Source organism: Micromonospora sp. NPDC049523 (assembly GCF_040676775.1).
In the GTDB taxonomy this organism is placed as follows: Bacteria; Actinomycetota; Actinomycetes; order Mycobacteriales; family Micromonosporaceae; genus Micromonospora_G.
The window spans coordinates 16,065-37,772 of record NZ_JBFAPP010000026.1 but is presented as its reverse complement, the minus strand read 5'-3'; the positions used below and the strand labels follow the sequence as shown (position 1 = coordinate 37,772).

Annotated in this window: 24 protein-coding genes; 11 read left to right on the top strand and 13 right to left on the bottom strand. The window is 71.5% G+C overall.

The features are described 5' to 3' along the window. Positions 1–7 precede the first annotated feature (7 nt). Together AB0J90_RS30205 and AB0J90_RS30200 are read right to left on the bottom strand one after the other, a co-directional pair. A complete protein-coding gene (locus tag AB0J90_RS30205; protein WP_326558649.1) occupies positions 8–268 on the bottom strand; it encodes a hypothetical protein in 261 nt (86 codons plus the stop codon). Between the two features lie 228 nt (positions 269–496). Beyond that, complete coding sequence (locus tag AB0J90_RS30200) at positions 497–877, bottom strand: hypothetical protein (protein WP_363601626.1); 381 nt, start codon at positions 875–877, stop codon at positions 497–499. 89 nt (positions 878–966) lie between these two features. Here AB0J90_RS30200 and AB0J90_RS30195 point away from each other — a divergent pair, with 89 nt between their 5' ends. The 3 genes from AB0J90_RS30195 to AB0J90_RS30185 all read left to right on the top strand — a co-directional run bounded on the left by AB0J90_RS30195 (position 967) and on the right by AB0J90_RS30185 (position 4,227). Then, entirely contained in the window at positions 967–3,531 is a 2,565-nt protein-coding gene (locus AB0J90_RS30195; RefSeq protein ID WP_363601624.1) for an ATP-dependent Clp protease ATP-binding subunit, read from the top strand. Positions 3,532–3,679: 148 nt separating this feature from the next. Then, entirely contained in the window at positions 3,680–3,877 is a 198-nt protein-coding gene (locus tag AB0J90_RS30190; protein ID WP_363601622.1) for a hypothetical protein, read from the top strand. Continuing rightward, complete coding sequence (locus tag AB0J90_RS30185) at positions 3,877–4,227, top strand: DUF3140 domain-containing protein (RefSeq protein ID WP_363601620.1); 351 nt, start codon at positions 3,877–3,879, stop codon at positions 4,225–4,227. The genes AB0J90_RS30190 and AB0J90_RS30185 overlap by 1 nt, the downstream gene beginning before the upstream one ends. Before the next feature lie 160 nt (positions 4,228–4,387). Here the strand turns inward: AB0J90_RS30185 and AB0J90_RS30180 are convergent, their stop codons facing one another. The 5 genes from AB0J90_RS30180 to AB0J90_RS30160 all read right to left on the bottom strand — a co-directional run bounded on the left by AB0J90_RS30180 (position 4,388) and on the right by AB0J90_RS30160 (position 9,101). Then, positions 4,388–4,624, bottom strand: coding sequence for a hypothetical protein (locus AB0J90_RS30180; protein ID WP_363601619.1), 237 nt, complete (start codon positions 4,622–4,624; stop codon positions 4,388–4,390). A gap of 190 nt (positions 4,625–4,814) precedes the next feature. Next, entirely contained in the window at positions 4,815–6,296 is a 1,482-nt protein-coding gene (locus AB0J90_RS30175) for a S1 family peptidase (RefSeq protein ID WP_363601617.1), read from the bottom strand. A gap of 359 nt (positions 6,297–6,655) precedes the next feature. Continuing rightward, positions 6,656–7,627 (bottom strand): LysR family transcriptional regulator, encoded by a 972-nt coding sequence (locus AB0J90_RS30170; protein ID WP_363601615.1) that lies wholly within the window; start codon positions 7,625–7,627, stop codon positions 6,656–6,658. Positions 7,628–7,727: 100 nt separating this feature from the next. Next, the gene (locus AB0J90_RS30165) at positions 7,728–8,405 is read right to left on the bottom strand and encodes a ThuA domain-containing protein (RefSeq protein ID WP_363601613.1); all 678 of its coding nucleotides are present in this window, start codon (positions 8,403–8,405) and stop codon (positions 7,728–7,730) included. Between the two features lie 48 nt (positions 8,406–8,453). Continuing rightward, positions 8,454–9,101 carry a hemerythrin domain-containing protein gene (locus tag AB0J90_RS30160; RefSeq protein WP_363601611.1) on the bottom strand — a complete coding sequence of 216 codons (648 nt, stop codon included), beginning with the start codon at positions 9,099–9,101 and terminating at the stop codon, positions 8,454–8,456. Between the two features lie 228 nt (positions 9,102–9,329). Between AB0J90_RS30160 and AB0J90_RS30155 the strand changes: the two genes are divergently transcribed. Both AB0J90_RS30155 and AB0J90_RS30150 read left to right on the top strand, forming a co-directional pair. Beyond that, positions 9,330–10,658 carry a M20/M25/M40 family metallo-hydrolase gene (locus AB0J90_RS30155; RefSeq protein ID WP_363601746.1) on the top strand — a complete coding sequence of 443 codons (1,329 nt, stop codon included), beginning with the start codon at positions 9,330–9,332 and terminating at the stop codon, positions 10,656–10,658. A gap of 93 nt (positions 10,659–10,751) precedes the next feature. Then, positions 10,752–11,432 carry a hypothetical protein gene (locus tag AB0J90_RS30150; protein ID WP_363601609.1) on the top strand — a complete coding sequence of 227 codons (681 nt, stop codon included), beginning with the start codon at positions 10,752–10,754 and terminating at the stop codon, positions 11,430–11,432. A gap of 18 nt (positions 11,433–11,450) precedes the next feature. On the opposite strand, the gene AB0J90_RS30145 is transcribed toward AB0J90_RS30150, so the two are convergent. Together AB0J90_RS30145 and AB0J90_RS30140 are read right to left on the bottom strand one after the other, a co-directional pair. Beyond that, positions 11,451–11,642: a DUF5703 family protein gene (locus tag AB0J90_RS30145; protein ID WP_326558636.1), complete on the bottom strand. Its 192-nt coding sequence runs from the start codon at positions 11,640–11,642 to the stop codon at positions 11,451–11,453. 63 nt (positions 11,643–11,705) lie between these two features. Then, the gene (locus AB0J90_RS30140; protein WP_363601607.1) at positions 11,706–12,677 is read right to left on the bottom strand and encodes an aldo/keto reductase; all 972 of its coding nucleotides are present in this window, start codon (positions 12,675–12,677) and stop codon (positions 11,706–11,708) included. Between the two features lie 211 nt (positions 12,678–12,888). On the opposite strand from AB0J90_RS30140, the gene AB0J90_RS30135 reads away from it, so the two are divergent. The 6 genes from AB0J90_RS30135 (at position 12,889) to mshC (ending at position 18,588) form a co-directional block, all read left to right on the top strand. Then, a complete protein-coding gene (locus AB0J90_RS30135) occupies positions 12,889–13,941 on the top strand; it encodes an LLM class F420-dependent oxidoreductase (RefSeq protein WP_363601605.1) in 1,053 nt (350 codons plus the stop codon). Positions 13,942–13,957: 16 nt separating this feature from the next. After that, positions 13,958–14,791, top strand: coding sequence for an undecaprenyl-diphosphate phosphatase (locus tag AB0J90_RS30130; RefSeq protein WP_363601603.1), 834 nt, complete (start codon positions 13,958–13,960; stop codon positions 14,789–14,791). Between the two features lie 81 nt (positions 14,792–14,872). After that, the gene (locus tag AB0J90_RS30125; protein ID WP_363601601.1) at positions 14,873–15,589 is read left to right on the top strand and encodes a histidine phosphatase family protein; all 717 of its coding nucleotides are present in this window, start codon (positions 14,873–14,875) and stop codon (positions 15,587–15,589) included. 175 nt (positions 15,590–15,764) lie between these two features. Then, the gene (locus AB0J90_RS30120) at positions 15,765–16,349 is read left to right on the top strand and encodes a DUF3090 family protein (RefSeq protein ID WP_326558631.1); all 585 of its coding nucleotides are present in this window, start codon (positions 15,765–15,767) and stop codon (positions 16,347–16,349) included. A 58-nt stretch (positions 16,350–16,407) separates the two neighbouring features. Further along, complete coding sequence (locus AB0J90_RS30115; RefSeq protein ID WP_363601599.1) at positions 16,408–17,226, top strand: SCO1664 family protein; 819 nt, start codon at positions 16,408–16,410, stop codon at positions 17,224–17,226. Positions 17,227–17,349: 123 nt separating this feature from the next. Further along, positions 17,350–18,588: a cysteine--1-D-myo-inosityl 2-amino-2-deoxy-alpha-D-glucopyranoside ligase gene (gene mshC / locus AB0J90_RS30110; RefSeq protein ID WP_363601597.1), complete on the top strand. Its 1,239-nt coding sequence runs from the start codon at positions 17,350–17,352 to the stop codon at positions 18,586–18,588. Positions 18,589–18,615: 27 nt separating this feature from the next. On the opposite strand, the gene AB0J90_RS30105 is transcribed toward mshC, so the two are convergent. The 4 genes from AB0J90_RS30105 to AB0J90_RS30090 form a co-directional block, all read right to left on the bottom strand. Beyond that, positions 18,616–19,407 (bottom strand): GntR family transcriptional regulator, encoded by a 792-nt coding sequence (locus tag AB0J90_RS30105; RefSeq protein WP_363601595.1) that lies wholly within the window; start codon positions 19,405–19,407, stop codon positions 18,616–18,618. A 148-nt stretch (positions 19,408–19,555) separates the two neighbouring features. Further along, positions 19,556–20,572 carry a methyltransferase gene (locus AB0J90_RS30100; RefSeq protein ID WP_363601593.1) on the bottom strand — a complete coding sequence of 339 codons (1,017 nt, stop codon included), beginning with the start codon at positions 20,570–20,572 and terminating at the stop codon, positions 19,556–19,558. An 87-nt stretch (positions 20,573–20,659) separates the two neighbouring features. Continuing rightward, positions 20,660–21,529, bottom strand: a complete 870-nt coding sequence (locus tag AB0J90_RS30095; RefSeq protein ID WP_326558626.1) for a PAC2 family protein — start codon at positions 21,527–21,529, stop codon at positions 20,660–20,662. Next, the gene (locus AB0J90_RS30090; protein WP_363601591.1) at positions 21,526–21,654 is read right to left on the bottom strand and encodes a hypothetical protein; all 129 of its coding nucleotides are present in this window, start codon (positions 21,652–21,654) and stop codon (positions 21,526–21,528) included. Before AB0J90_RS30090 ends, AB0J90_RS30095 begins: the two co-directional genes overlap by 4 nt. Between the last annotated feature and the right edge of the window lie 54 nt (positions 21,655–21,708).

Genomic DNA, 21,708 nt, shown 5'->3' with positions numbered 1-21,708 from the left:
CGGCGGCTCAGAGCGTCGAGACGTAGAGCTGCGCCTGCTCCACCGCGGCCAGGGTCGCGGAGAGGCATTCCTCCAGTTCCTGGGAGGCCTGGGAGAGCGAGGCCTGGGCGGCGCTGACGGTCTCGTGTCCACTGCCCTCCAGTGCGCCGGCCAGGGTCTGCTGTGCCTCGGTCAGCTTCTCGCTGGCCGCCTGCACCGCGGTCTGGCCCTCGGTGATCTGCTGGAGGGCGGCATCGATGGCTGCTTTCAGCTCGGCGACGCTCGCCACGGCGAAACCTCCTGGGGGCGGGCGGGGAGGGCTCTGGATTTGTTCTGGGGTCAACATACCCCCGTGGGCGGTTGTCGCCTCAGTGTCCGTTCCGACGCGCACCGTGGCTTCTGACGGAGTCCGAGGTCGGACCGCAGCACCAGCCTTTTCGGGCAACATTGAGTCGGATCTCCGACAGAATGCCCAAGACGGGGTACGGCAGCCGCCCGACCCGGCGTACGGCGCTCGTCAGTCGGGACGCAACCAGCGCGGACCGCGTACCTCCGCCCCCAGTGCCTGCACGCGGGCCCGCAGCTCCCGGTCGGCGGTGACCACCACGCAGTGCCGCCCCGCAGCCTCCGCCCGGACCAGCTCGACGATCCGGTCGTCGCCCGACCCGGCGGCCGCCACCACCCGGACCCGCTCGGCACCGGGGATGTCGCGGGCCGCACCCTCGACCACCAGCACCACCTCGACCGGACCGGGCAGGTCCGGCAGACCCGTCTCGGCGACTGGCGTGAGCGCGTCGCGCAGCCGCCCGGCCGCCCCGGCCCGGTCCCGCCACCAGCCGTCCGGCCGGGAACCCATCACGTTCGCGGCATCCACCACCAGCAGCGGCTCGGTCTCCATGGGGTCAGCCTGCCATCGGCGCACGTTTGTCGGGCCTGTCGCGGGGTAGGCCACGCCGACCGTGTCTTGCCCGTCGAAGGGGACCAGAGATGACGCAGCCACCCGGTGACTCCGGCGTTGACCCCTGGGACGAGTTCCTGGCGCGGTACTTCGGGCGCGGTGAGGGTCGCCGTCCGGCACACCGGGTCGACATCACCCGGCTGATGACCGCCGATGCCCGGGAACTGCTCGCCGACGCTGCCCGCCGGGCCGCCTCCGCCTCCAGCAACGACCTCGACACCGATCACCTGCTCTGGGCCGCCCTGCAGCGCGAGCCGCTGCGCGAACTCGTCCGCCGGGCCGGGGCCGACCCCGACGCGCTGGCCGGCGCGCTCGGCGGCCAGCAGCGCCCGGCCGAGCCGGCACCGCAGGGTCAGGTGCCGCCGAACCTCTCCCTCACCCCGGCCGCGAAGCGGGCGCTGCTCGACGCCCACCAGCTCTCCCGCGCCATGGGCGCCTCCTACATCGGACCCGAGCACATCCTGATGGCCCTGCCGCTCAACCCCGAGTCACCGGCCGGGCGGATGCTCGCCGCCGGCCGGATCCAGCCGCAGTCGCTGCAGAACGCCAACTCGGAGCGCTCCGGTGCGCCCGGACCCAAGCCCGACCGGGGCACCCCGACCCTGGACCAGTACGGCCAGGACCTCACCGACCTGGCCCGCGCCGACGAGATCGACCCGGTCATCGGCCGGGCCGACGAGATCGAGCAGGCGGTGGAGATCCTGTCCCGCCGGACCAAGAACAACCCGGTGCTGATCGGCGAGGCCGGGGTCGGCAAGACCGCCATCGTCGAAGGGCTGGCGGAGCGGATCGCCGACGGCGACGTACCCCGCACCCTGCTCGGCAAGCGGGTGGTCCAACTCGACCTGGCCGGGTTGGTCGCCGGCACCCGCTACCGCGGCGACTTCGAGGAGCGGCTGAAGAAGGTCATCGACGAGATCCGCGCCCACGGTGAGGAGCTCATCGTCTTCCTCGACGAACTGCACACCCTGGTCGGCGCCGGTGGCGCGGGCAGCGAGGGCGGGATGGACGCCAGCAACATGCTCAAGCCGGCGCTCGCCCGGGGCGAGTTGCGGGTCGTCGGCGCGACCACGCTGAACGAGTACCGGCGGCACATCGAGAAGGACGCGGCACTGGCCCGGCGGTTCCAGCCGGTGCTGGTGCCGGAGCCGTCGGTCGACGACACGGTGGCGATCCTGCGCGGGCTGCGTGACCGGTACGAGGCACACCACCAGGTGCGCTTCAGCGACGAGGCCCTGGTCGCCGCCTCCGAACTGTCCGACCGCTACCTGACCGACCGGTTCCTGCCGGACAAGGCGATCGACCTGCTCGACCAGGCGGGCGCCCGGGTACGGCTGCGCACCCGTACGCCCGACAACGACGTACGCGACCTGGAGCGGGAGCTCGAGGACCTGCGCCGGGACAAGGAACAGGCGGTCGCCGACGAGCAGTACGAGCGGGCGTCGCAGTTGCGCGACCGGTTGCAGGGCGTGCAGGAGCGGATCGAGTCGTCCCGGGGCGACAACGGCCAGCAGCAGGTGCCCGAGGTACGCCCACAGGAGATCGCCGAGGTGGTCTCCCGCGCGACCGGAATCCCGGTCAGCCAGCTCACCGAGGAGGAACGCGACCGGCTGCTGCGGTTGGAGGGGCACCTGCACGAGCGGATCGTCGGCCAGGACGACGCGGTCAACGCGGTCGCCGAGGCGGTGCGGCGCTCGCGTACCGGGCTGGCGGATCCGGACCGGCCGATGGGCAGTTTCCTGTTCCTCGGCCCGACCGGGGTCGGCAAGACCGAACTGGCGCGGGCCCTGGCCGAGGCGCTGTTCGGCGAGTCCGACCGGATGATCCGGCTCGACATGAGCGAGTTCCAGGAACGGCACACGGTCAGCCGGTTGGTCGGTGCTCCACCCGGATACGTCGGCTACGAGGAGGCGGGCCAGCTCACCGAGGCGGTACGCCGCCGCCCGTACGCGGTGGTGCTGCTCGACGAGATCGAGAAGGCGCATCCCGACGTGTTCAACATCCTGTTGCAGGTACTCGACGACGGCCGGCTCACCGACAGCCAGGGCCGTACGGTCAACTTCCGCAACAGCGTACTGATCATGACGAGCAATCTGGGGTCGGAGCTGATCACCGGCACCCAACGCAGCGTCGGGTTCGGCGGCGACGGGGAAGAGGACGAGAGCATCGAGCTGCGCGAGCGGCTGATGCGCCGGCTGCAGGAGCACTTCCGTCCGGAGTTCCTCAACCGGATCGACGAGGTGATCATCTTCCGTCGGTTGGAGAGCGAGCAGTTGCGGCAGATCACCGAGTTGCTGCTCGAGGACACCCGCCGCCGCCTGCACGCGCAGGACATCGTGGTCGACTTCACCACCGCCGGGGTGGACTGGATCGCCGAGCACGGTTACCAGCCGGAGTTCGGTGCCCGACCGTTGCGCCGGACGATCCAACGCGAGATCGACAACCGGCTGTCCCGGATGTTGCTGGACGGTTCGCTCTCGCCGGGGCAGCGGGTGACCGTCGACGCCGCCGACGGCGCGCTCACCTTCGACGTGTCCGACAGCGGCCACAGCAGCGGACGCAACACCGCCGCAGCCGCGGCGGCAGCCGAATGAGCGCCGCCGGTCGGACGAGTACCGGCAGCCGGACGAGTACCGGCAGCCGGACGGGCACCGGTGGGCGGGCGGGCTGCGGTGCTCTGGTCGGCGGGTCGAGGTGCGCGGATACGGAAGGTCCCGACGGCACGGCGAGGGGAGTCAGACGGTGAGTCAACCCGAGGAGAGCCGGGAGAAGAGCCCGAAGACCGATGCGGTGCTGCAGCCGCCGACCGCCAACCCGGACCGTACGCAGTTGCGGGGCGAGCGGGACCGGCCCGACCGCGACGACGCTGACCGTGACGAGGGTGACCGGGGCGAGGACGACCCGGCGGGCACCTCGTCGACCTCCCGGAAGGAGCGGTGATGGCCCGCGACCAACGCATCGAGCCCGAGGTCGAGCAACTCTGGCAGGACTTCCACGACCGGGTCAACGTCAGCTCGGAGCAGTTGCGTACCTGGTTGATGACGCAGGGGTCGGGGGAGGAGGCGTTCAGCCCGGACCCCGACCTCGACCTGCCCGAACCGGGACGGCAGATCCTCGCCGTGAAGCGCAAGCGCAAGGTCGACCTGACGCCGGAGGACATCGACGTGATGCGGGTGACCGTGGACGGAATCGAAGGGCTGCTCGACACCCGCCCCGATGCCGGACCGAGCGACGAGGGCTGGCGCCGGGCCCTGCTCGACCTGGGCCACGACCCCCTGCTCGAACGCTGACCCCGCGGTCCGCCGCCACCGGCCGCCAGGCGAGGAACATCAGGCGGAGTTGGGCGATGGGCGTCAGGCGGAGTTGGGCGATGGGCCCCACGCGCTAGGCGACAGGAAGGGCCCCTCGTATCGGAACGCGTCGACGAGGGGCCCTTCTGTCATGCCGATGTCATTCGCCGCCGATGCTGGGGGCGCCCAGGCCGGCCGACTCGGCGGCGTCCCGGCGTTCGTCGCGCAGCGCCTCCTCGCGGGCGAGCAGGGCCGCGTACTCGGCGACGTCGGCGGGAGAGGGCAGGTCCGGTGCCCGGCGCAGGAACGCCTCCAGGTCGCGGGAGGCGGCGGTGTGGGCGGCGGCGATCCGCCGGGCGTTCTCCCGGGCGTCGTCGGGCGGGATGAGGTCGGTCATGTACCTACCGGTACCCGGTTCGGGGCGATTCGCACCTCTCGGCCGCCGGCCGCGCCGGTCGCGTCGGGGGGCGTCAGCCGGTCGGGGACCGAGGGGCGGGTTGCGGAGTCCGGTGCGTACCCCGCACCCCGCCCGGATCCGGGAACGGTGCCGGCCGGCGCGGGTCTGGCCCGCGCCGGCCGGTGTCCGATTACGGGTTGGTGATGCCGAGCGAGTAGCTGCCCGAGCCGCTGTACGCGTAGACGTCGTAGCGGTAGTAACCGGCGGTGCCGTTGTACGTGATCGTCTCGTCGGAGCTGGCGGTTTCGCCGGCCGCCACGTCGACCCAGGCGCTGCCGTTCCACTTCTGCAGGTAGAGGTCGAAGTCCACCCCGGACGGGCCGTCGAGGCAGCCGCGGTGGGTGCCGGAGACGGTCGACTGGTAGTAGCTGCCGCCCGGCTGGAACTGGCTGTTGCCGCTGGTCACCGAGCCGGTGTAGGTCGCCTCGTAACCGGTGCAGCCGGTCGGCGGCGGGTTCCCCCCACCACTGCCGGTACGCAGCGTCAGGCCGTACACCGAGAGGATCTCGTTGACCGGCTGGAAGTAGGTGGTCCCACCGGAGGTGCAGTTGCCGGAGCCGCCGGAGGTGACACCCTGCGCCTGCTGGCCGGAGAGCCAGGAGCCGCCCGAGTCACCCGGCTCGGCGCAGGCGTTGGTCCGGGTCAGGCCGGACACGGTGCCCTGCGGGTACGTCACCGACGAGTTCTTCGCCTGTACGGTGCCGCACTTCCATCCGGTGGTGGAGCCGGAGCGGCAGATGGCCGCGCCGACCGCCGACTCGGTGGAGCCGGCCACGGTCACGTTGCCTCCGGCGTAGTTGTTCACCCACGGCTGCGGGGTCCAGTTCGAGTTCGTCTGCACCCAGGCGTAGTCGTTGCCCGGGAACGAGGAGCCCCGGAAGGTGCCGGAGGCGACCTGGTTGTAGCCCTGGGTCGCGGTGCCGGTGGTGCCACAGTGGCCGGCCGTCACGTAGCCGCCGGTCACCGGGAAGCCGACCGAGCAGCGCCCGCCGCCCATGTAGTAGGCGTCGCCGCCGCGTACGTCGTAGAACGGCACCGGGGACTCGGTGGTGGGGACCAGCCGGACCGCCTTGGCGTCTACGCCGCTAGCCTTCACGAACGTGCTCGCCGCGGTGTTGTCCTTGGCCAGTACGACCACGGTGTTGCTGGCCACGTCGACGTACCAGCCGGCGACCGATTCGTGGGTCGCCTTGGTGGCGGCCCGGTCCAGCCCGTTCTTGACGCCGTCGAGTTGTGCCGCGCTGCGCGCCACCACCTTCGCCTGGGCGCCCGCGCCGGTGACCCGGCCGGCGAGCGCGGCGTCGGTGATCGCGACGACCAGGGCGCCGCCGTCGGCGCTCACCCAACCACCCGCGTACGCCCCGCCGAGGGACTTGCGCAGGTTGGCGTCGGTCCGGCTGGCCTTGTCGTCCCGGGTGATCCGGTCCTTCGCCTCGGTGGCGGTCAGGCCGAGGTCACGCTGCATGGCGGCGAGCATCTCCGGCGCCGCGGCGGTGTCCGCCGCGCTCGTCGATGCGGTGCCGGGGGCCGCGGTCGCGGGTAGGCCCACGGTCGTGAGGACACCCGTGGGCAGCAGGATCACCGCTGCCACCGCGGCGAGTCTTCGCTTCATCCGTTCGTCTCCTTGGGGGTATGCCGGCTCCCGGCACGGCGGGCGAAGCGGGAACATGGGGGTTGCTTCACCACGCCGTGGCGACGCGGGCGCGTCCAGCCCGGTGACCCGGCGATGTGGATGGTCCGGTGCCCTGCCGATCCGGGGTCAGTCCCGGTGCCGGACGGCCGTCGGCCGCCCGCCGGGACTGGATCGAGCGGGGCAGGCTTAACCTATCGGCCACAGAATCGACACAGGTATATATCACCTAGCTCATACCGCGCGGGCCTATGACCGCGCGCCCGCAGGGGCGCCAGGCATGGTCCTGCCGGCGGGCACACGTCGGCAGGTCAGGCCGGCCGCGCCGACGGTTGGATCGGTCAGGCGGCGGCCATCTGCTGCGGCCCGAAGGCCGGGTTGCGGGCGAGCCAGGCGAGATAGTCGGGGTTGCGGTGCAGCGAGTCGGTGTACGCGGCCACCGCGTGGCCGAGCACCCGGTCGGCGATCCCGGCCGCCGGGGCCTCCGGGTGCCAGCCGAGCAGCAACCGCCACCGCAGCGGCGCACCGGCCAGCGGCCGGGTCACCAGGCCGGAAACCGGACGGAACGTGGCCTGCGCCAGCGCCACCGCCTCACCGGCGTCGACCAGGTCCAGACAGCCCCGGATGTCGGTCTCGTACATCTTGCGCGGGGTGAAGCCGGCCCGTGCGCAGGCGGCCGCGAAGCAGTCACCGAAGCAGCCGTCGCCGGGTGCCACCGCCCACTGCTCGTCGCGCAGCATCTCCAGCTTGACCTCGTCGGCGGCGGCGAGCGGGTGTGCCTCGGGCAGGACGACAAACACCGCGTCGACCGCGATCGCCCGCCAGGTCAACCCGAACTCAGCCGACGGGGTGGCGTCGCCGCAGACCCCGGCCAGGGCGTAGTCGAGCCGGCCACTGAGCACCATCTGGGCCAGCTCGTCGACGTACCAGGAGGCGTAGGTGCTGATCTGGGCGTGCGGCTGGTCGGCCGCGAGCCGGTGTACCAGCCGGCCCACCAGTGGGCTGTTCACCCCACCGAACCGGTACCGGCTCAGCGTCGTACCGGTGCCGGCGAGCCGGGCCGCCTCGTCCTGGAGCCCCTTCATCGCCGGCAGGAGCACCCGGGCACGGGCGAGCACCAGCTCCCCGAGTGCGGTCGGTCGGGCGCCCCGGCGGTCCCGTTCGAACAGTGGGCCGCCGAGCGTGCGCTCGATGCGCTGAAGTTGTGCGGTGAGGGCGGGTTGCGCCAGTCCCAGTGTGGACGCAGCTTTGGTCACGCTGCCGGTCTCCGCGATCGCGCAGACCACCTTCAGGTGCCGCAGCTCCAGGTTCATAGCGTGACGGTAGGACTATGACGGGATCTACGGGAAGACCTTCGGCCAGTGAAAGATCCCCCAAACGAAAAGTAAAGGGCAGCCGAACGGTCCACCTGGGCTAACGCGCCGCCCAGAGCAACCCACGCTCGGTGATGGTACGGACCTCGGGCACCTCAAAATCGTCCAGCTTATGGCCGATCGTCGATACGAATATCCGGCCGGAGCCCCAGTTTCGAGTCCATATTGCGGGCAGGGTGACCGGCCGGTGCCACGCTGTCCCCGACGGCCCGGCGGCGGCCGGGTCGGCGGGCTCGGGATCGAAGGTCACCGTGGCGAGTACGTCGTTGAGCGGGTCCGACAGCACCCAGTACTTCTCCGTGTGCAGGGCGACCGAGCCGATGCCGGCGACAACCGGGTGCCCGGCCCGTTCCGGCACCACCGTCAGCTCGTGCTCGACGAAGCCCGGCGGGTGGTGCACGAAGACGCCACCGGTGAGCTGGTGGTAGGTGGTGTGGTGGAAGGCGCCGACGATGCCGCCGTGCCAACCGGCGAATCCCGTACCGGCCCGGACCGCGTCGGCCAGTCCGGTCGCCTGCGCGTCGGTGATGGTGCCGATCGACCAGCACTGCACGATCAGGTCGGCGGCGGCCAGCCGGGCCGCGTCGGTGTAGACGTCGAGGTCCTCGTAGACCTGCACGGCGAAGCCCCGTTCCCGGAGGAACGGGGCGAACAGCTCTGTCGCCTGCACCGGAACGTGCCCGTCCCAGCCGCCACGCACCACGATCGCGTCCCGCACCGCCACTCCCGTCCCCGGTGGACCCCGACGGCCGGGCGGCGGGTCCGGTCAGGGCCGCTGGGCGTCGGGCAGATCCTCAACGTACGTCTGCCGTCCGCTGACCGCGTCGCGGACCTTGTCGACCACGCCCACCGCGGGTTCGACGATCCGGTTCCACGGCGGCGTGGCCGGGGTGGTCGGGTGCGGGCGGGTGGGTGCCGCCTCCTCGGCGATCTGCACCCGGTTGCCGAGCCGGATCAGGTCGGCCTCGGTGGCGATCGAGTGCAGCGCCGGGAAGATCTCGGTCGCCGCGACCCGGTTGTGCCGGCTGACCTGCTCGGTGATGTCGCCGAGGGTCCGCTCGAACTCCGGCTCCCCGGTCGTCGCCCCGGACAGGTCCACGAGTGAACGCAGCAGCGCCGCGTCTGCGGCGATCTCCCGGTCCGCGACCGGTGCACCGTCCGGCAGCGCACTGCGCACGCTGGGGTAGAGGTACTGCTCCTCGGCCGACAGGTGCCGGGTGAGGGTCGCGGTGAGCACCTCGGCGACCCGGTGCCGCTGGTCGGCCGGCAGCGCCGGATCGGCCAGTTCCCGGCAGAGGGCGCCGATCTGCTCGTGCTCCTGGGTGAGCAGTTCGACCATGCTGAGCCCGCCGGGACGGTAGTGCTCGTCGTCGTCGCCGGCGGTGGGCGGCAGCGGGGGTAGGGGCACGGTCACGGGGGTCCTCCTGGGAGCGGCACTGCGGTGACGTAGGTGGATGTGGGGACGCCGACGGCGATACCCGTACCGCTGGAGGGCCAAACCCGGCGGTCGATGTCCCGGTCCGGCGTGCCCCGTTCCGGTCACCCTCGGTAGTCGGCTGGGGAGGTGCGGCAATGGGGTTGTCGCGACCACAGGGCGGGCCGAGCCGACCGGGCACCGGGGTGGGCTGGTATGAAGAAGCGCATGACCAGCCATGCCGCTCCCAACCATCCCAGCGCCACCGACGAGGTCGTCGACATCTGCCGTGACCTGCTGCTCATCGACACCAGCAATACCGGCGACAACGCCACCAGCGCCGGCGAACGGGTGGCCGCGGAGTACGTGGCCGGCCAGCTCGCGGAGGTCGGCATCACCTCCGAGTTGCGCGAGTCGGCACCCGGCCGGACCAGCCTGGTGGCCCGGATCCCGGGCACCGATCCTGGTCGCGGTGCGCTACTGGTGCACGGGCACCTCGACGTGGTACCGGCCGACGCCAGTGAGTGGTCGGTGCACCCGTTCTCCGGCGAGCTCCGGGACGGCTACCTCTGGGGTCGGGGCGCCATCGACATGAAGGACTTCGACGCGATGGTGCTGGCGGTGGTCCGCCAGTGGCAGCGCACCGGCGTCCGCCCGCCGCGCGACATCGTGCTGGCGTACACGGCCGACGAGGAGGCCGGCGGCGACTACGGCGCCCACTTCCTGGTCGACCGGCACCGGGAGCTGTTCGACGGGTGCACCGAGGCGATCGGCGAGGTCGGCGGCTTCTCCTACTCGGTCAACGACGACCTGCGGCTCTACCTGATCCAGACGGCCGAGAAGGGCCTGGACTGGCTGCGCCTGCACGCGAAGGGGCGGCCGGGTCACGGTTCGATGGTCCACGACGACAACGCGGTCACTGCGCTGGCCGAGGCGGTCGCGCGGGTCGGCCGGCACAGTTTCCCGGTCGTGCTGACCCCGACCGTACGGACCTTCCTGGAGCAGGTTTCCGAGCTGCTCGGGATCGAGTTCGACCCGAACGATCCGGAGCTGGCGATCGCCAAGCTCGGCCCGATCGCGAACATCGTCGGCGCGACCATCCGCAACACCGCGAACCCGACCCGGCTCGAGGCCGGTTACAAGGACAACGTGATTCCCGGCCGGGCCAGCGCGACCATCGACTGCCGTAGCCTGCCCGGGCAGTCCGAGCTGCTGTTGGAGCAGCTGCGCCAGGTCATCGGGCCGGAGATCGAGGTGGAGTACACCCACCGGCAGCCGGCGGTCGAGACCACCTTCGACGGGGACCTGGTCGATGCGATGTCGGCGGCGCTGCGGGCGGAGGACCCGGGTGCCCGGCCGGTGCCGTACATGCTCTCCGGCGGGACCGACGCCAAGGCGTTCGAGCGGCTGGGCATCCGCTGCTTCGGCTTCGCGCCGCTCCGCCTGCCCGCGGACCTGAACTTCTCCGCGTTGTTCCATGGCATTGACGAGCGCGTACCGGTCGACGGACTACAGTTCGGCGTGCGGGTACTCGACCGGTTCCTGCGCGGCAGCTAGTCGCGCCGGAGCAGTTCGCAAACCGGGGCGTCAACGACACGCCGCGGGTTCATCATGTCCCGCGTTATGCCACCTCGAAGGGAAAGCCACACCATGACCGACCAGCACGCCGAGCTGGACGCCGCCCTGGAGCGGGTCATCTCGACCGCTCGGGCCCACCTCGCCGCGGTCAAGGCCGCGCAGGGCCGGATCGACGACGACGACGTCTGGCAGGCGTACGTCGCGCTCAACAACGCCTCGTTCGAGTACGACGAGCGGCTGCTCGACGCGTTCGGCGAGGTCACTCCCTGGGACGTGGAGTCGATCGACCCGAACGAGGCCGACGAGCGGTTCGGCGTCGGCCTGGGCGGCGTCGACGGCAACGAGCCGACCGACCCGCACCCGCGGGTGCTCTCGGTCCGCCAGCGGCGCGACTACCGGGTGCCCAGCGTCGCGGCACTGATCCGGGTGGCCGAGGCCGCCCGCCGCGCCGCCGCCGGCGAGGACGAGGAGTCCGAGCCGGTCGAGGGGGTCGGCGAGGCGGTGCTGGAGCTGCTCCAGACCGGCGACGGTTCGCTCGGCGCCCTCGACATCCCGGAGCTGGAGCCGCTCGACGGTCTGGTGATCGTCAGCGAGGTCGCGGAGCCGCTCAACCTGGAGTCGTTCGACGACGACGACAGCGCGGGTCCGTTCCAGCCGGGTGCCGAGGACCAGCTCGTCGGCCGGCTCGACGAACACCCGTTCCTGCCGACCGACGCCGACCACGACCACGACCACGAGCCGTCGGCCCGGTAGTCGACCGCGCGTCGTGGATCAGTAGGAGAGGCCCGGTTGCGACGTTTGTGCCAGGCGGCGACGCAGCACCACTTGCCGCGTACCGTCCCGGAACAGTCGCACCCGGGCCAGCTCCCAACCGGAGAATTCGGCCTGGATCGCCAGTTGAGCCGCGGCGGTCATCCGATCGACGTTCGACGGCAACCGTAGCGGGGCGTATTCGTAGTCCATGCCCCCTATCCTGCCCACGCCCGTCCGGAGACACCAGTCCTTGAGATCGGGTCGACTACCCGGTCAGCCGTCCCGCTCCGGATAGCCGACCGGTACGGCCGACACGTCGTCCAGGGCACGGGCGATCTCCCCCGGCAGGGTCATCCGTTCGACCGCCAGCGCGCCGAGCAGTTGGCCGACCGTACGGGCGCCCAGGATCGGGGCGACCACACCGGGCCGGTCGCGTACCCAGGCCAGGGCCACCTCCAGGGGTGACACGCCCAGTCCGCCGGCCGCGGTGGCGACCGCCTCGACGATGCTGGAGCAGCGGGGCTCCAGGTAGCTTGCGACGAAGCGCTCGAAGTGCGGCGAGGCGGCCCGGGAGTCGGCCGGCCGGCCGTGCCGGTACTTGCCGGTCAGCACGCCCCGACCCAGCGGCGACCAGGGCAGCACGCCCAGCCCCAGGTCCTCGCAGGCGGGCAGCACCTCACGTTCGATGCCACGCTCCAGCAGCGAGTACTCCACCTGGGCGGCGATCACCGGCGCCCGGCCGGGGAACGCCGCCTGCCAGGTGGCGGCCCGCGCGGTCTGCCAGCCGGAGAAGTTCGACACCCCGACGTACCGGACCCGGCCGCTGTTCACCGCGTGGTCCATGGCGGCGAGGGTTTCCTCCAGCGGGGTGTCCGGGTCGTAACCGTGCACCTGCCACAGGTCCACGTGGTCGGTGCCCAGCCGGCGCAGTGAGGCGTCCAGGGTGCGCAGCAGATGCCCCCGCGAGCCGTCGCGGCGGCGCGCGGACCCCGGCCGCAGCCCCGCCTTGGTCGCGATCAGCAGGTCCTCGCGGGGGACCAGGGTGCCCAGCAACGAACCGATCACCGACTCCGCGTCGCCGTCGGAATACACGTCGGCGGTGTCGACCAGATTCCCGCCGGCATCGAGAAAGCTCTTCAGTTGGGCGGCCGCGTCGTCGGCGTCGGTGTCCCGACCCCAGGTCATGGTGCCGAGCGCGAGCCGCGAAACCGCCAGCCCGCTTCGGCCGAGCGGTCGCTGTTGCATGGGTGAACCTTATTCAGAACATCGCCGGACCGATATCCTCGCTCCCGCTGATGTGTGCCGTGCCGCGTGTTTCGGACCTGCATGAACGCCCGAATGACGGCCTTCCGACACCACTGCACCATTCCGGGCGGCGCGTTGCCCACCGGGTGACCGGGCTGTTCCCGGTCATTGCGTACCCTGATGCGACTTGGCACGCGGATGGGGAGGACCAGTGCGACTCGGGCTCAGCCTCGGCTACCAGACGGCGTGGAGCACCCCCGCCGACCACCTGCTCCTGGCACAGGAGGCGGACCGGCTCGGCTATTCGGTGGTCTGGGCCGCCGAGGCGTACGGGTCGGACTCACCCAGCATGCTCGCCTGGATGGCGGGGCAGACCGAGCGGATCGACCTCGGTGCGGCGGTGATGCAGATCCCGGCGCGTACCCCGGCGGCGACCGCGATGACCGCGGCGACCATCGACACCCTCTCCGGTGGCCGGTTCCGGCTCGGGCTCGGCGTCTCCGGGCCGCAGGTCTCCGAGGGTTGGCACGGCGTACGGTTCGCCAAGCCGCTGGGCCGCACCCGGGAGTACGTCGACATCGTCAAGCTCGCGCTCGGCCGCAAGCAGGTCGAGTACGACGGGGTCCACTACCAGCTCCCGCTGCCCGACGGACCCGGCAAGGCGCTGCGGCTCGGCTTCCACCCGTACCGCGACCACGTGCCGATCTACCTCGCCGCGGTCGGGCCGAAGAACCTGGAACTCGCCGGTGAGATCGCCGACGGCTGGTTGGCGGTCTTCTTCTCGCCCGAGTTCGCCGCCGAGCAGCTGGCCTCGGTCGCCGCCGGGCGGGCCAAGGCCGGTAAGGAACTGGCCGGCTTCGACGTCGTACCCAGCGTTCCGCTGGTGCTCGGCGACGACATCGCCGCCTCCGCGGAACTCGTCCGCTGGTACGCCGCGCTCTACGTCGGCGGCATGGGCAGCCGGGAGCAGAACTTCTACAACCAGCTCGCCACCCGGATGGGGTACGGCGACGCGGCCCGCGAGGTGCAGGAGCTCTACCTGGCCAAGCGGCAGCGGGACGCGGCGGCGGCGGTGCCGCTGGAGTTCATCGACCGGACCTCGCTGCTCGGCCCGAAGGAGCGGATCGCCGACCGGATGCGCGAGTACGCCGCAGCCGGGGTGACCACCCTGTCGATCACCCTCTTCGTCGCCGACGTGGAGAGCGGGGTGCAGGCCCTGCGGACCGCCGCCGAGGCGCTGGAGCTGTCCGGGGTGGGCGAGTGAGCCGGGTGGTGAGCGGATGAGCTGGATCGAGGCGATCGTGCTCGGCCTCGTACAGGGGCTGACCGAGTTCCTGCCGGTGAGTTCGTCGGCACACCTGCGGATCACCTCGGCGATCTTCTTCGACCGGGACGCCGGGGCCTCGTTCACCGCGGTCACCCAGCTCGGCACCGAGGCGGCCGTGCTGGTCTACTTCGCCAAGGACATCTGGCGGATCACCCGGATCTGGGTGGTCGGGATCTGGGACCGCTCCGTACGCGGCAGCCTGGACTACCGGATGGGCTGGTACGTCATCGTCGGCTCGATCCCGATCGGGGTCTTCGGCCTGGTGTTCGCCGACCAGATTCGTACCGCCGCGCGTAACCTGTGGCTGGTCGCCACCGTCTTGATCGTTTTTGCCTTCGTGCTCGCCTTCGCCGAGTACTGGGGCCGGCAGACCCGGACGATCAAGGACTTCACCATGCGCGACGGCGTGGTGATGGGCCTGGCCCAGGCGGCGGCGTTGGTGCCCGGCGTGTCCCGCTCCGGCGGCACCCTCACCGCCGGGCTCTTCCTGAACCTGACCCGCGAGGCCGCCGCCCGCTACTCGTTCCTGCTGGCCATTCCGGCGGTGGTGATGTCCGGCCTGTTCAGCATCCCGGACGTCTTCGACAACAGCGGCGACGGCTCCATCCCGACCGTCGCGCAGATGATCGTGGCCACGTTGATCGCGTTCGCGGTCGGTTACGTCTCCATCGCCTGGCTGCTGCGCTACGTCGCCCACCACACCCTGTACGCCTTCGTGCTGTACCGGGTCGCCCTGGGCAGCCTGGTCCTGGCCCTGCTCATCACCGGCACCATCACCGCCACCTGAGCCGCCGGTGGATGGCGTCTGAGCCGCCGGTAAGGCACTACCTGAGTCGCCGGTAAGGGACGGCGTCGTAGGGTAGGGCTCGTGGCAACCCTCCTACTTCTGCGACACGGCCGGACCACCGCGAACGCCAGCGGTGGCCTGGCCGGACGCCAGCCGGTCGAACTGGACGAGACCGGCCGGGCACAGGCCGTGGCGGCCGGCGCCCGGCTGCGCCCGCTCCCGCTGGCGGCCGTGGTCAGCAGCCCGCTCATCCGCTGCCTGCAGACCCTGGAGCTGGCACTGCCGCAGGTCCCGCCCACCCTGGAGGACGACCTGATCGAGTGCGGGTACGGCGACTGGGAGGGGCAGCCGCTGAAGAAGCTGGCCAAGGATCCACTGTGGCCCGTGGTCCAGCAGCACCCGAGTTCGGTGGTGTTCCCCGGTGGCGAGGCGATGGCGGCGATGGCGACCCGCGCCGTGTCGGCGGTACGCCGCTGGGACGCCAAGGTCACCGCCGAGCACGGGCCGGAGGCGATCTGGCTGGCCTGCAGCCACGGCGACGTGATCAAAGCCATCGTGGCGGACGCGCTCGGCGTACATCTTGATCTTTTTCAGCGGATCGTGGCCGACCCGGCCTCGGTGACCGCGATCCGCTACACGCCGACCCGGCCGTTCGTGCTCCGGCTCAACGACTCCGCCGGTGACCTGGGCAACCTCGTACCGCCTCGCCGGACCCGGCGGCGGCGGCCACGCGCGGCCGATTCCGACGCCGCGATCGGCGGCGGTGCCGGCAGCGGCGAACCGGGGTTGCAACGATGAGCCCGGCCGACCGGACCGGCCCGGTGCCCGACCTCACCGCCGGCCCCGCCGACCAGGCCGGTGCAGCCGTTCCACCAGGCACGACAGGGTCGTACAGGCGGCCGCGCCGGGGGTGCCCGGCGATTCGGGTCGGTGCGCTGCGCGGCGGCGGATCGGGCCGGATAGGGTCGTGGGTATGACCCACCAGGTGCACGCCTTCGAGCCGCCAGAGCGGTTCGTCGCTGGGACCGTGGGCCCGCCCGGAGAGCGGACGTTCTTTCTCCAGGCCAAGGGCGGCGGCCGGGTGGTCAGTGTCGCCCTGGAGAAGGTCCAGGTGTCGCTGCTGGCCGAGAAGCTGGAAGAGCTGCTGACCGAGGCGCAGCGCCGCTTCGGCGTCGAGCTGCCCGAACCGGTGGTGGTCACCTCCGACAACGACCCGCTGGACAACCCGGTCGACGAGGAGTTCCGCGTCGGCACGCTGGGCCTCGCCTTCGACGTCGACACCGCCACGGTGGTCATCGAGGCGATCGCGGCCGGTGAGGCCGAGGCGGAGGTCGAGCTGGGTGAGCCGGACGAGGTAGACGAAACCGACGAGGAGGACGAGGAGCCCGATGACGACCTCGACCGGCTGCGGGTGCGGTTGACCCCACAGGCGGCGCGGGAGTTCATCGAGCGGGCCCGCCGGGTGGTCAACGCCGGACGGCCGCCGTGCCCGCTTTGCGGCCAGCCACTCGACCCCGCCGGCCACCTCTGCCCACGTCACAACGGCTACCACCGCTGATGGTCATGGCCCCGACGACCCGGATCGGCCGGGCCCCGAGCGGCCGGGTGCCGCTGCGGTGACCTCGTCCGACGTGCAGCCGGTGCTCGACGAGAGCGACGCGCTACGCCTGCTTCGGGGCGGTGAGTTCGAGCTGGAGGGGCGGCTGACCGACGCCTCCAACACCACTCTGCGGGGCTTCCTCACCCTCGACGGGGTGACCGCCCGGTGCGTCTACAAGCCGGTACGCGGCGAGCGGCCGCTGTGGGACTTCCCCGACGGCACCCTGGCCGGCCGTGAGGTGAGCGCGTACCTGGTCTCCCGGGCCAGCGGCTGGGACGTGGTCCCGCCGACGGTGCTGCGCGACGGTCCGTTCGGCCCCGGCGCCTGCCAGCTCTGGATCGACGAGCCGGCCGACGCCGAACCGCTGGTCGGGTTCGTGCCGGCGGGCAGCCTGCCGCCCCGGTGGTTCCGGGTCGCCGCCGCCCAGGACGACGACGGTGTGCCGTACGCGCTCGCGCACGCCGACGATCCCCGGCTGGCCCGGATGGCGGTCTTCGACGCGGTGATCAACAACGCCGACCGCAAGGGCGGCCACGTGCTCGTCGGCACCGACGACCGGATCTACGGCGTGGACCACGGCGTCAGTTTCCACGTCGAGGACAAGCTCCGTACGGTGCTCTGGGGCTGGTCCCGGCGGGCCCTGCCGCCGGACGCGATCGAGGTTTTGAGCGAGCTGGCCGCCAACCTCGTCGGGCCCCTCGGCGAGGAACTGGCCGAACACCTGACCATCAGCGAGGTCGCGGAGGTCTCCGCCCGGGTGAACCGGTTGCTGGAGACGTCCCGGTTCCCGGTCCCGCCCGAGGACTGGCCGGCGATCCCGTGGCCACCGATCTGACCCCGACCCACCGGTCCTGACCAGGCATCGGACCCGTGTGCGTGCTTCCACGTATGCGCCCTGTCGCATTGATCACCTCGGGCTGTCCCGATCGACCGGTCCGGGCTGGCTAGGCTGGCCGTCATGGACGCATGGACGGGGCATCAGGTGCCACGGCTGCCGGGAACCGGTGAGCCACTGGCGTTGTACGACTCGGCGCGCGGCGCCGTTCACCGCAGCCGCCCCACCGGGCCGGCGACGATGTACGTCTGTGGCATCACGCCGTACGACGCGACCCACCTCGGCCACGCCGCCACCATGATCACCTTCGATCTGGTGCAGCGGATGTGGCGCGACAACGGGCACGAGGTGCGTTACGTCCAGAACGTCACCGACATCGACGATCCGCTGCTGGAGCGGGCCCAGCGCGACGGCGAGGACTGGATCGTGCTGGCGATGCGGGAGACGGCCCTGTTCCGCGAGGACATGGAGGCCCTGCGGATCATCCCCCCGGCGCACTACGTCGGCGCGGTCGAGTCGATCCCGGCGATCGTCGGCAAGGTCTGCGCCCTCTACGACGACGGTGCCGCGTACCGGCTGGAGGACGGGACCGGGGACGTGTACTTCGACCTCGCCGCCGCGCCCCGCTTCGGCTACGAGTCGAACCTCTCCCGCGAGCAGATGCTCGTGCTCTCCGCCGAGCGCGGCGGCGACCCCGACCGGCCGGGCAAGCGCGACCCGCTCGACCCGCTGCTCTGGCGCGGGGCCCGCGACGGCGAGCCGGCCTGGGAGGGCGGACCCCTCGGGCCGGGCCGACCGGGTTGGCACATCGAGTGCGCCTCGATCGCCCTGGACCTGCTCGGCAACAGCATCGACGTGCAGGGCGGCGGCAACGACCTGCTCTTCCCCCACCACGAGTGTTCGGCCGCGCACGCGGAGCGGCTGACCGGCGAGGCGCCGTTCGCCCGGCACTACGTACACGCGGGCATGATCGGCCTCGACGGCGAGAAGATGTCGAAGTCCAAGGGGAACCTGGTCTTCGTGTCCCGGCTGCGCGCCGACCGGGTGGACCCGATGGCGCTGCGGCTGGGCCTGGTCGTCGATCACTACCGGTCGGACCGGACCTGGACCGACGAGGTGCTCAAGACCGCGCAGCAGCGGCTGGCCCGGTGGCGCGAGGCGGCCGCGGCGACCGCCGGGCCGTCCGGGGCGGAGCTGCTTGCCGGCGTACGGGCCCGGCTCGCCGACGACCTGGACACTCCGGGTGCGCTGACGCTGGTGGACGCGTGGGTGGACGCCACCCTCGCCGGTGACGGCGACGACCCGGCCGCCCCGGCGCTCTTTGCCGACACGGTCGACGCACTGCTCGGCGTGAAGCTGTAACTCCGTCCCCTTCCGAACCGATCCCGGTCAGCCGAGCACCAGGCCGGGGTCGGGCTCGGGGTCGGCCGTGGGTCCGGGGATCCGGTATTCCTCGGTCAACGTGGTCATCGGTCCGGGCCAGGTCGCCTGCGCCACCTCGATCGGCTTGTGCCGCTCGTCGTACGCGACGTGCAGCAGGTGCAGGACCGGGGTGTCCGGCCGGATCTGGAGGATCTCCGCCTCCTCCCGGCTCGGCTGCCGGGCGCTGATGGTGTCGGTGGCGGAGGCGTACCCGCGCCCGATGGCCTCCTCGGCCTCCTGGTAGAGCGGCCGGCCGAAGGACTCCATCCGTTCCAGGCTGGTGCCGGCGGCGTCGGCGACCCGGAACCAGGAGGCGCCCACCTCGACCGGCACCTCCTCGGTCCGGACCAGGTGCCGCCGGATGACCAGTTCGGTGCCGTCCGGCACCCCGAACGCGTCGGCCACCTCCGGCGGTGCCGGTGCCCGGCCGACCTGGATCAGGTGCTGGCGGTAACGGGCGGCGAGGTCGGCGTGGTAGCCCCGGTGACCGCCGTAGCGGCCCCGGGAGAGCCGGTTGAGCCGGCGTCGGGTGCCGCGTACGTAGGTGCCGGAGCCGGGCTTCGTGATCAGTACGCCCTCGACCCGGAGCTGGTCGATGGCGCGTTGCACGGTCTGCTTGGCGACCCCGAACATCTCCGCGATGGCCGGGATGCTCGGCAGCCGCTCACCGGCCGCCCAGTCGCCCTGACGGACCCGGGTACGCAGTTGGCTCGCGATCTGCCGGTGCGGGAACTCGGCGGCCCCCGGATTGATCTGCACCTGGTCCTCCTCTGCCAGCCCAGCTAGGTCCCTGCCCCTACCAGCACAACTAGGTTCCTAGGATGCCGTACGCGCGGTGGTCCGGCCCGCAGCGACACGCTGAGGGCCGGACCTTCCGCGAAACTCCTACGCGTTCAGCGGCAGCGGATCACGGCTTGCGGCCGAGCACCACGCCGTTCGCGCCCGGTGCCTCGAAGGCGACCGTACGGATGTCGGTGAAGCCGGCCCGGCCCAGCCACTCGCGGTACTCGGCGCCGGAGTAGTTCTTCCCGCCCTCGGTCTCCACCAGCATGTTCATCCCCATCAGCGCGGCTTCCGGTGGCCCGGTCCGGTCGTCGTTGAGCAGCAGCTCGGAGATGATGATGGTGCCGCCGGGGGAGAGCGCGGCGAAGCACTTGGCCAGGATCAGCTCGTTGGTCGGCTCGTCCCAGTCGTGCAGGATCATGCTCAGCAGGACCGCGTCGTAGCCCTCGGGCAGCGCCGGGTCGGCCAGGAAGTCCCCGCTGGTGGCGTCCACCGTGCCGGTCAGCCCGGCGGCGGCGATCTTCCCGTCGGCCTGGGCACAGACGTGCGGCAGGTCGAGGACGGTGGCTTGCAGGCCGGGGTACTGCCGGCACAGCTCGATCGAGAAGGCTCCCGCCCCGCCGCCGACGTCGAGCAGCCGCCGGTGACCGGTGAAGTCGTACGCGCCGGCCAGTGCGCGGGCGGTGAAGATCGAGGTGGAGTACATCGCCTCCCAGAACAGGGCGAGCATCTCCGGGTCGTCGGCGTCGAACACGGACCCCTTGGCCTGGGGGTCCCAGGTGAGCGGCTTGTCGGTACGCAGTGCCTCGCCGATGCGGTGCCAGGGCAGGTAGGTGCGCTCGTCGCAGTAGCGCACCTGGCCGCCGAAGTAGTACGGCTTCCCGGCGACGAGGAACTCCTCGGCCAGCGCGGAGTTGCGGTAGCCGCCGTCGGTCTTTTCCAACAGTCCCAGCGAGGCGCAGGCTGACAGCAGCAGGTCCGCCGGGCGTGCGGCGAGGCCGAACTCGGTGCTGGCGGTCTGCACCGTCAGCACCTGTCCACCGGCGATCCGGGTGAACAGGCCGAGTTCGACCGCTGCCGCGAAGGTCTTGAAGCTCCAGAAACCGGTCACGAGCCCCATAAGCGGGGTAGGAGTGATCATCCCGACATATGATCATCCAGGTCGATGTGTCACTCCGCATCTGTCAGCTATCCGACAGATGTCCCTTTGTTACCGGTGTGTGAAGCCCTACCAGGAGCCGGCGGTCGGGCCGGCGGAACCGCCCCGACGACGCAGGTACTTCTCGAACTCCTGGGCGATCTCGTCGCCGGTCAACGGCTGGATGCCGGCGTCACCGACCCGCTCTTCCAACTCCCGGACGTACTCGCCGAGTTCGGCGTCCTGCTCTGCGGCGGAGCGTACGCGCTGCTCCCACTCGGCGGCCTCCTCGGCCAGGTCGGCCATGGGCACCGGCAGGTCGAGCACCTCCTCGACCCGGTGCAGCAGGGCCAGGGTCGCCTTCGGGCAGGGCGGGTTGTTGGCGTAATGCGGCACGTGCACCCAGAACGACACCGCGTCGACCTCGGCGCGGGTGCAGGCGTCCTGCAACACGCCGACGATGCCGGTCGGTCCGTCGTACCGGGTCGGGGTGAGCTGGTAGCGCTCGGCCGCGTCCTTGTCCGACGCGCTCCCGCTGATCGGCAACGGCCGGGTGTACGGCACGTCGGCGAGCAACGCCCCGAGCAGCACGATCCGGTTGATTTCCAGGCTGTGGCACAGCTCCAGGATCTGCTCGCAGAAGGTCCGCCAGCGCATGCTCGGCTCGATCCCGCGGATCAGCACCACATCGCGGTCGGTCCCCTCCGGACTGGCCAGCATGAATCGGGTGGTCGGCCACTCGACCCGTCGGGTCTCGCCCTCCGCCATCGTGATCGTCGGCCGGCTCACCTGGAAGTCGTAGAAATCCTCCGGGTCCAGTTCGGCGATCTGCCGGGCCTGCCAGACCTGCTCCAGATGCTCCACCGCCGCGGTCGAGGCGTCGGCGGCGTCGTTCCAGCCCTCGAAGGCGGCGATGGCCACCGGCGAGCGCAGCGTGGGCAGGCCGTCGAACTCGGTCACGCGAGCACCTCGCCGTCACCGTCACCGTGCCGGGTGATGTCGAGCCGGATAACGCTTGACCGGATGATGCTGAGCCCGGCCGTCCCCGCGCCGGGCCCGGTGGCGCTGTCCCTGATGTCCCTCACGTCCGTCAGCCTACGTCTCTGCGCGGGATGGGGCCCGCCGGCCGCGCCGACACC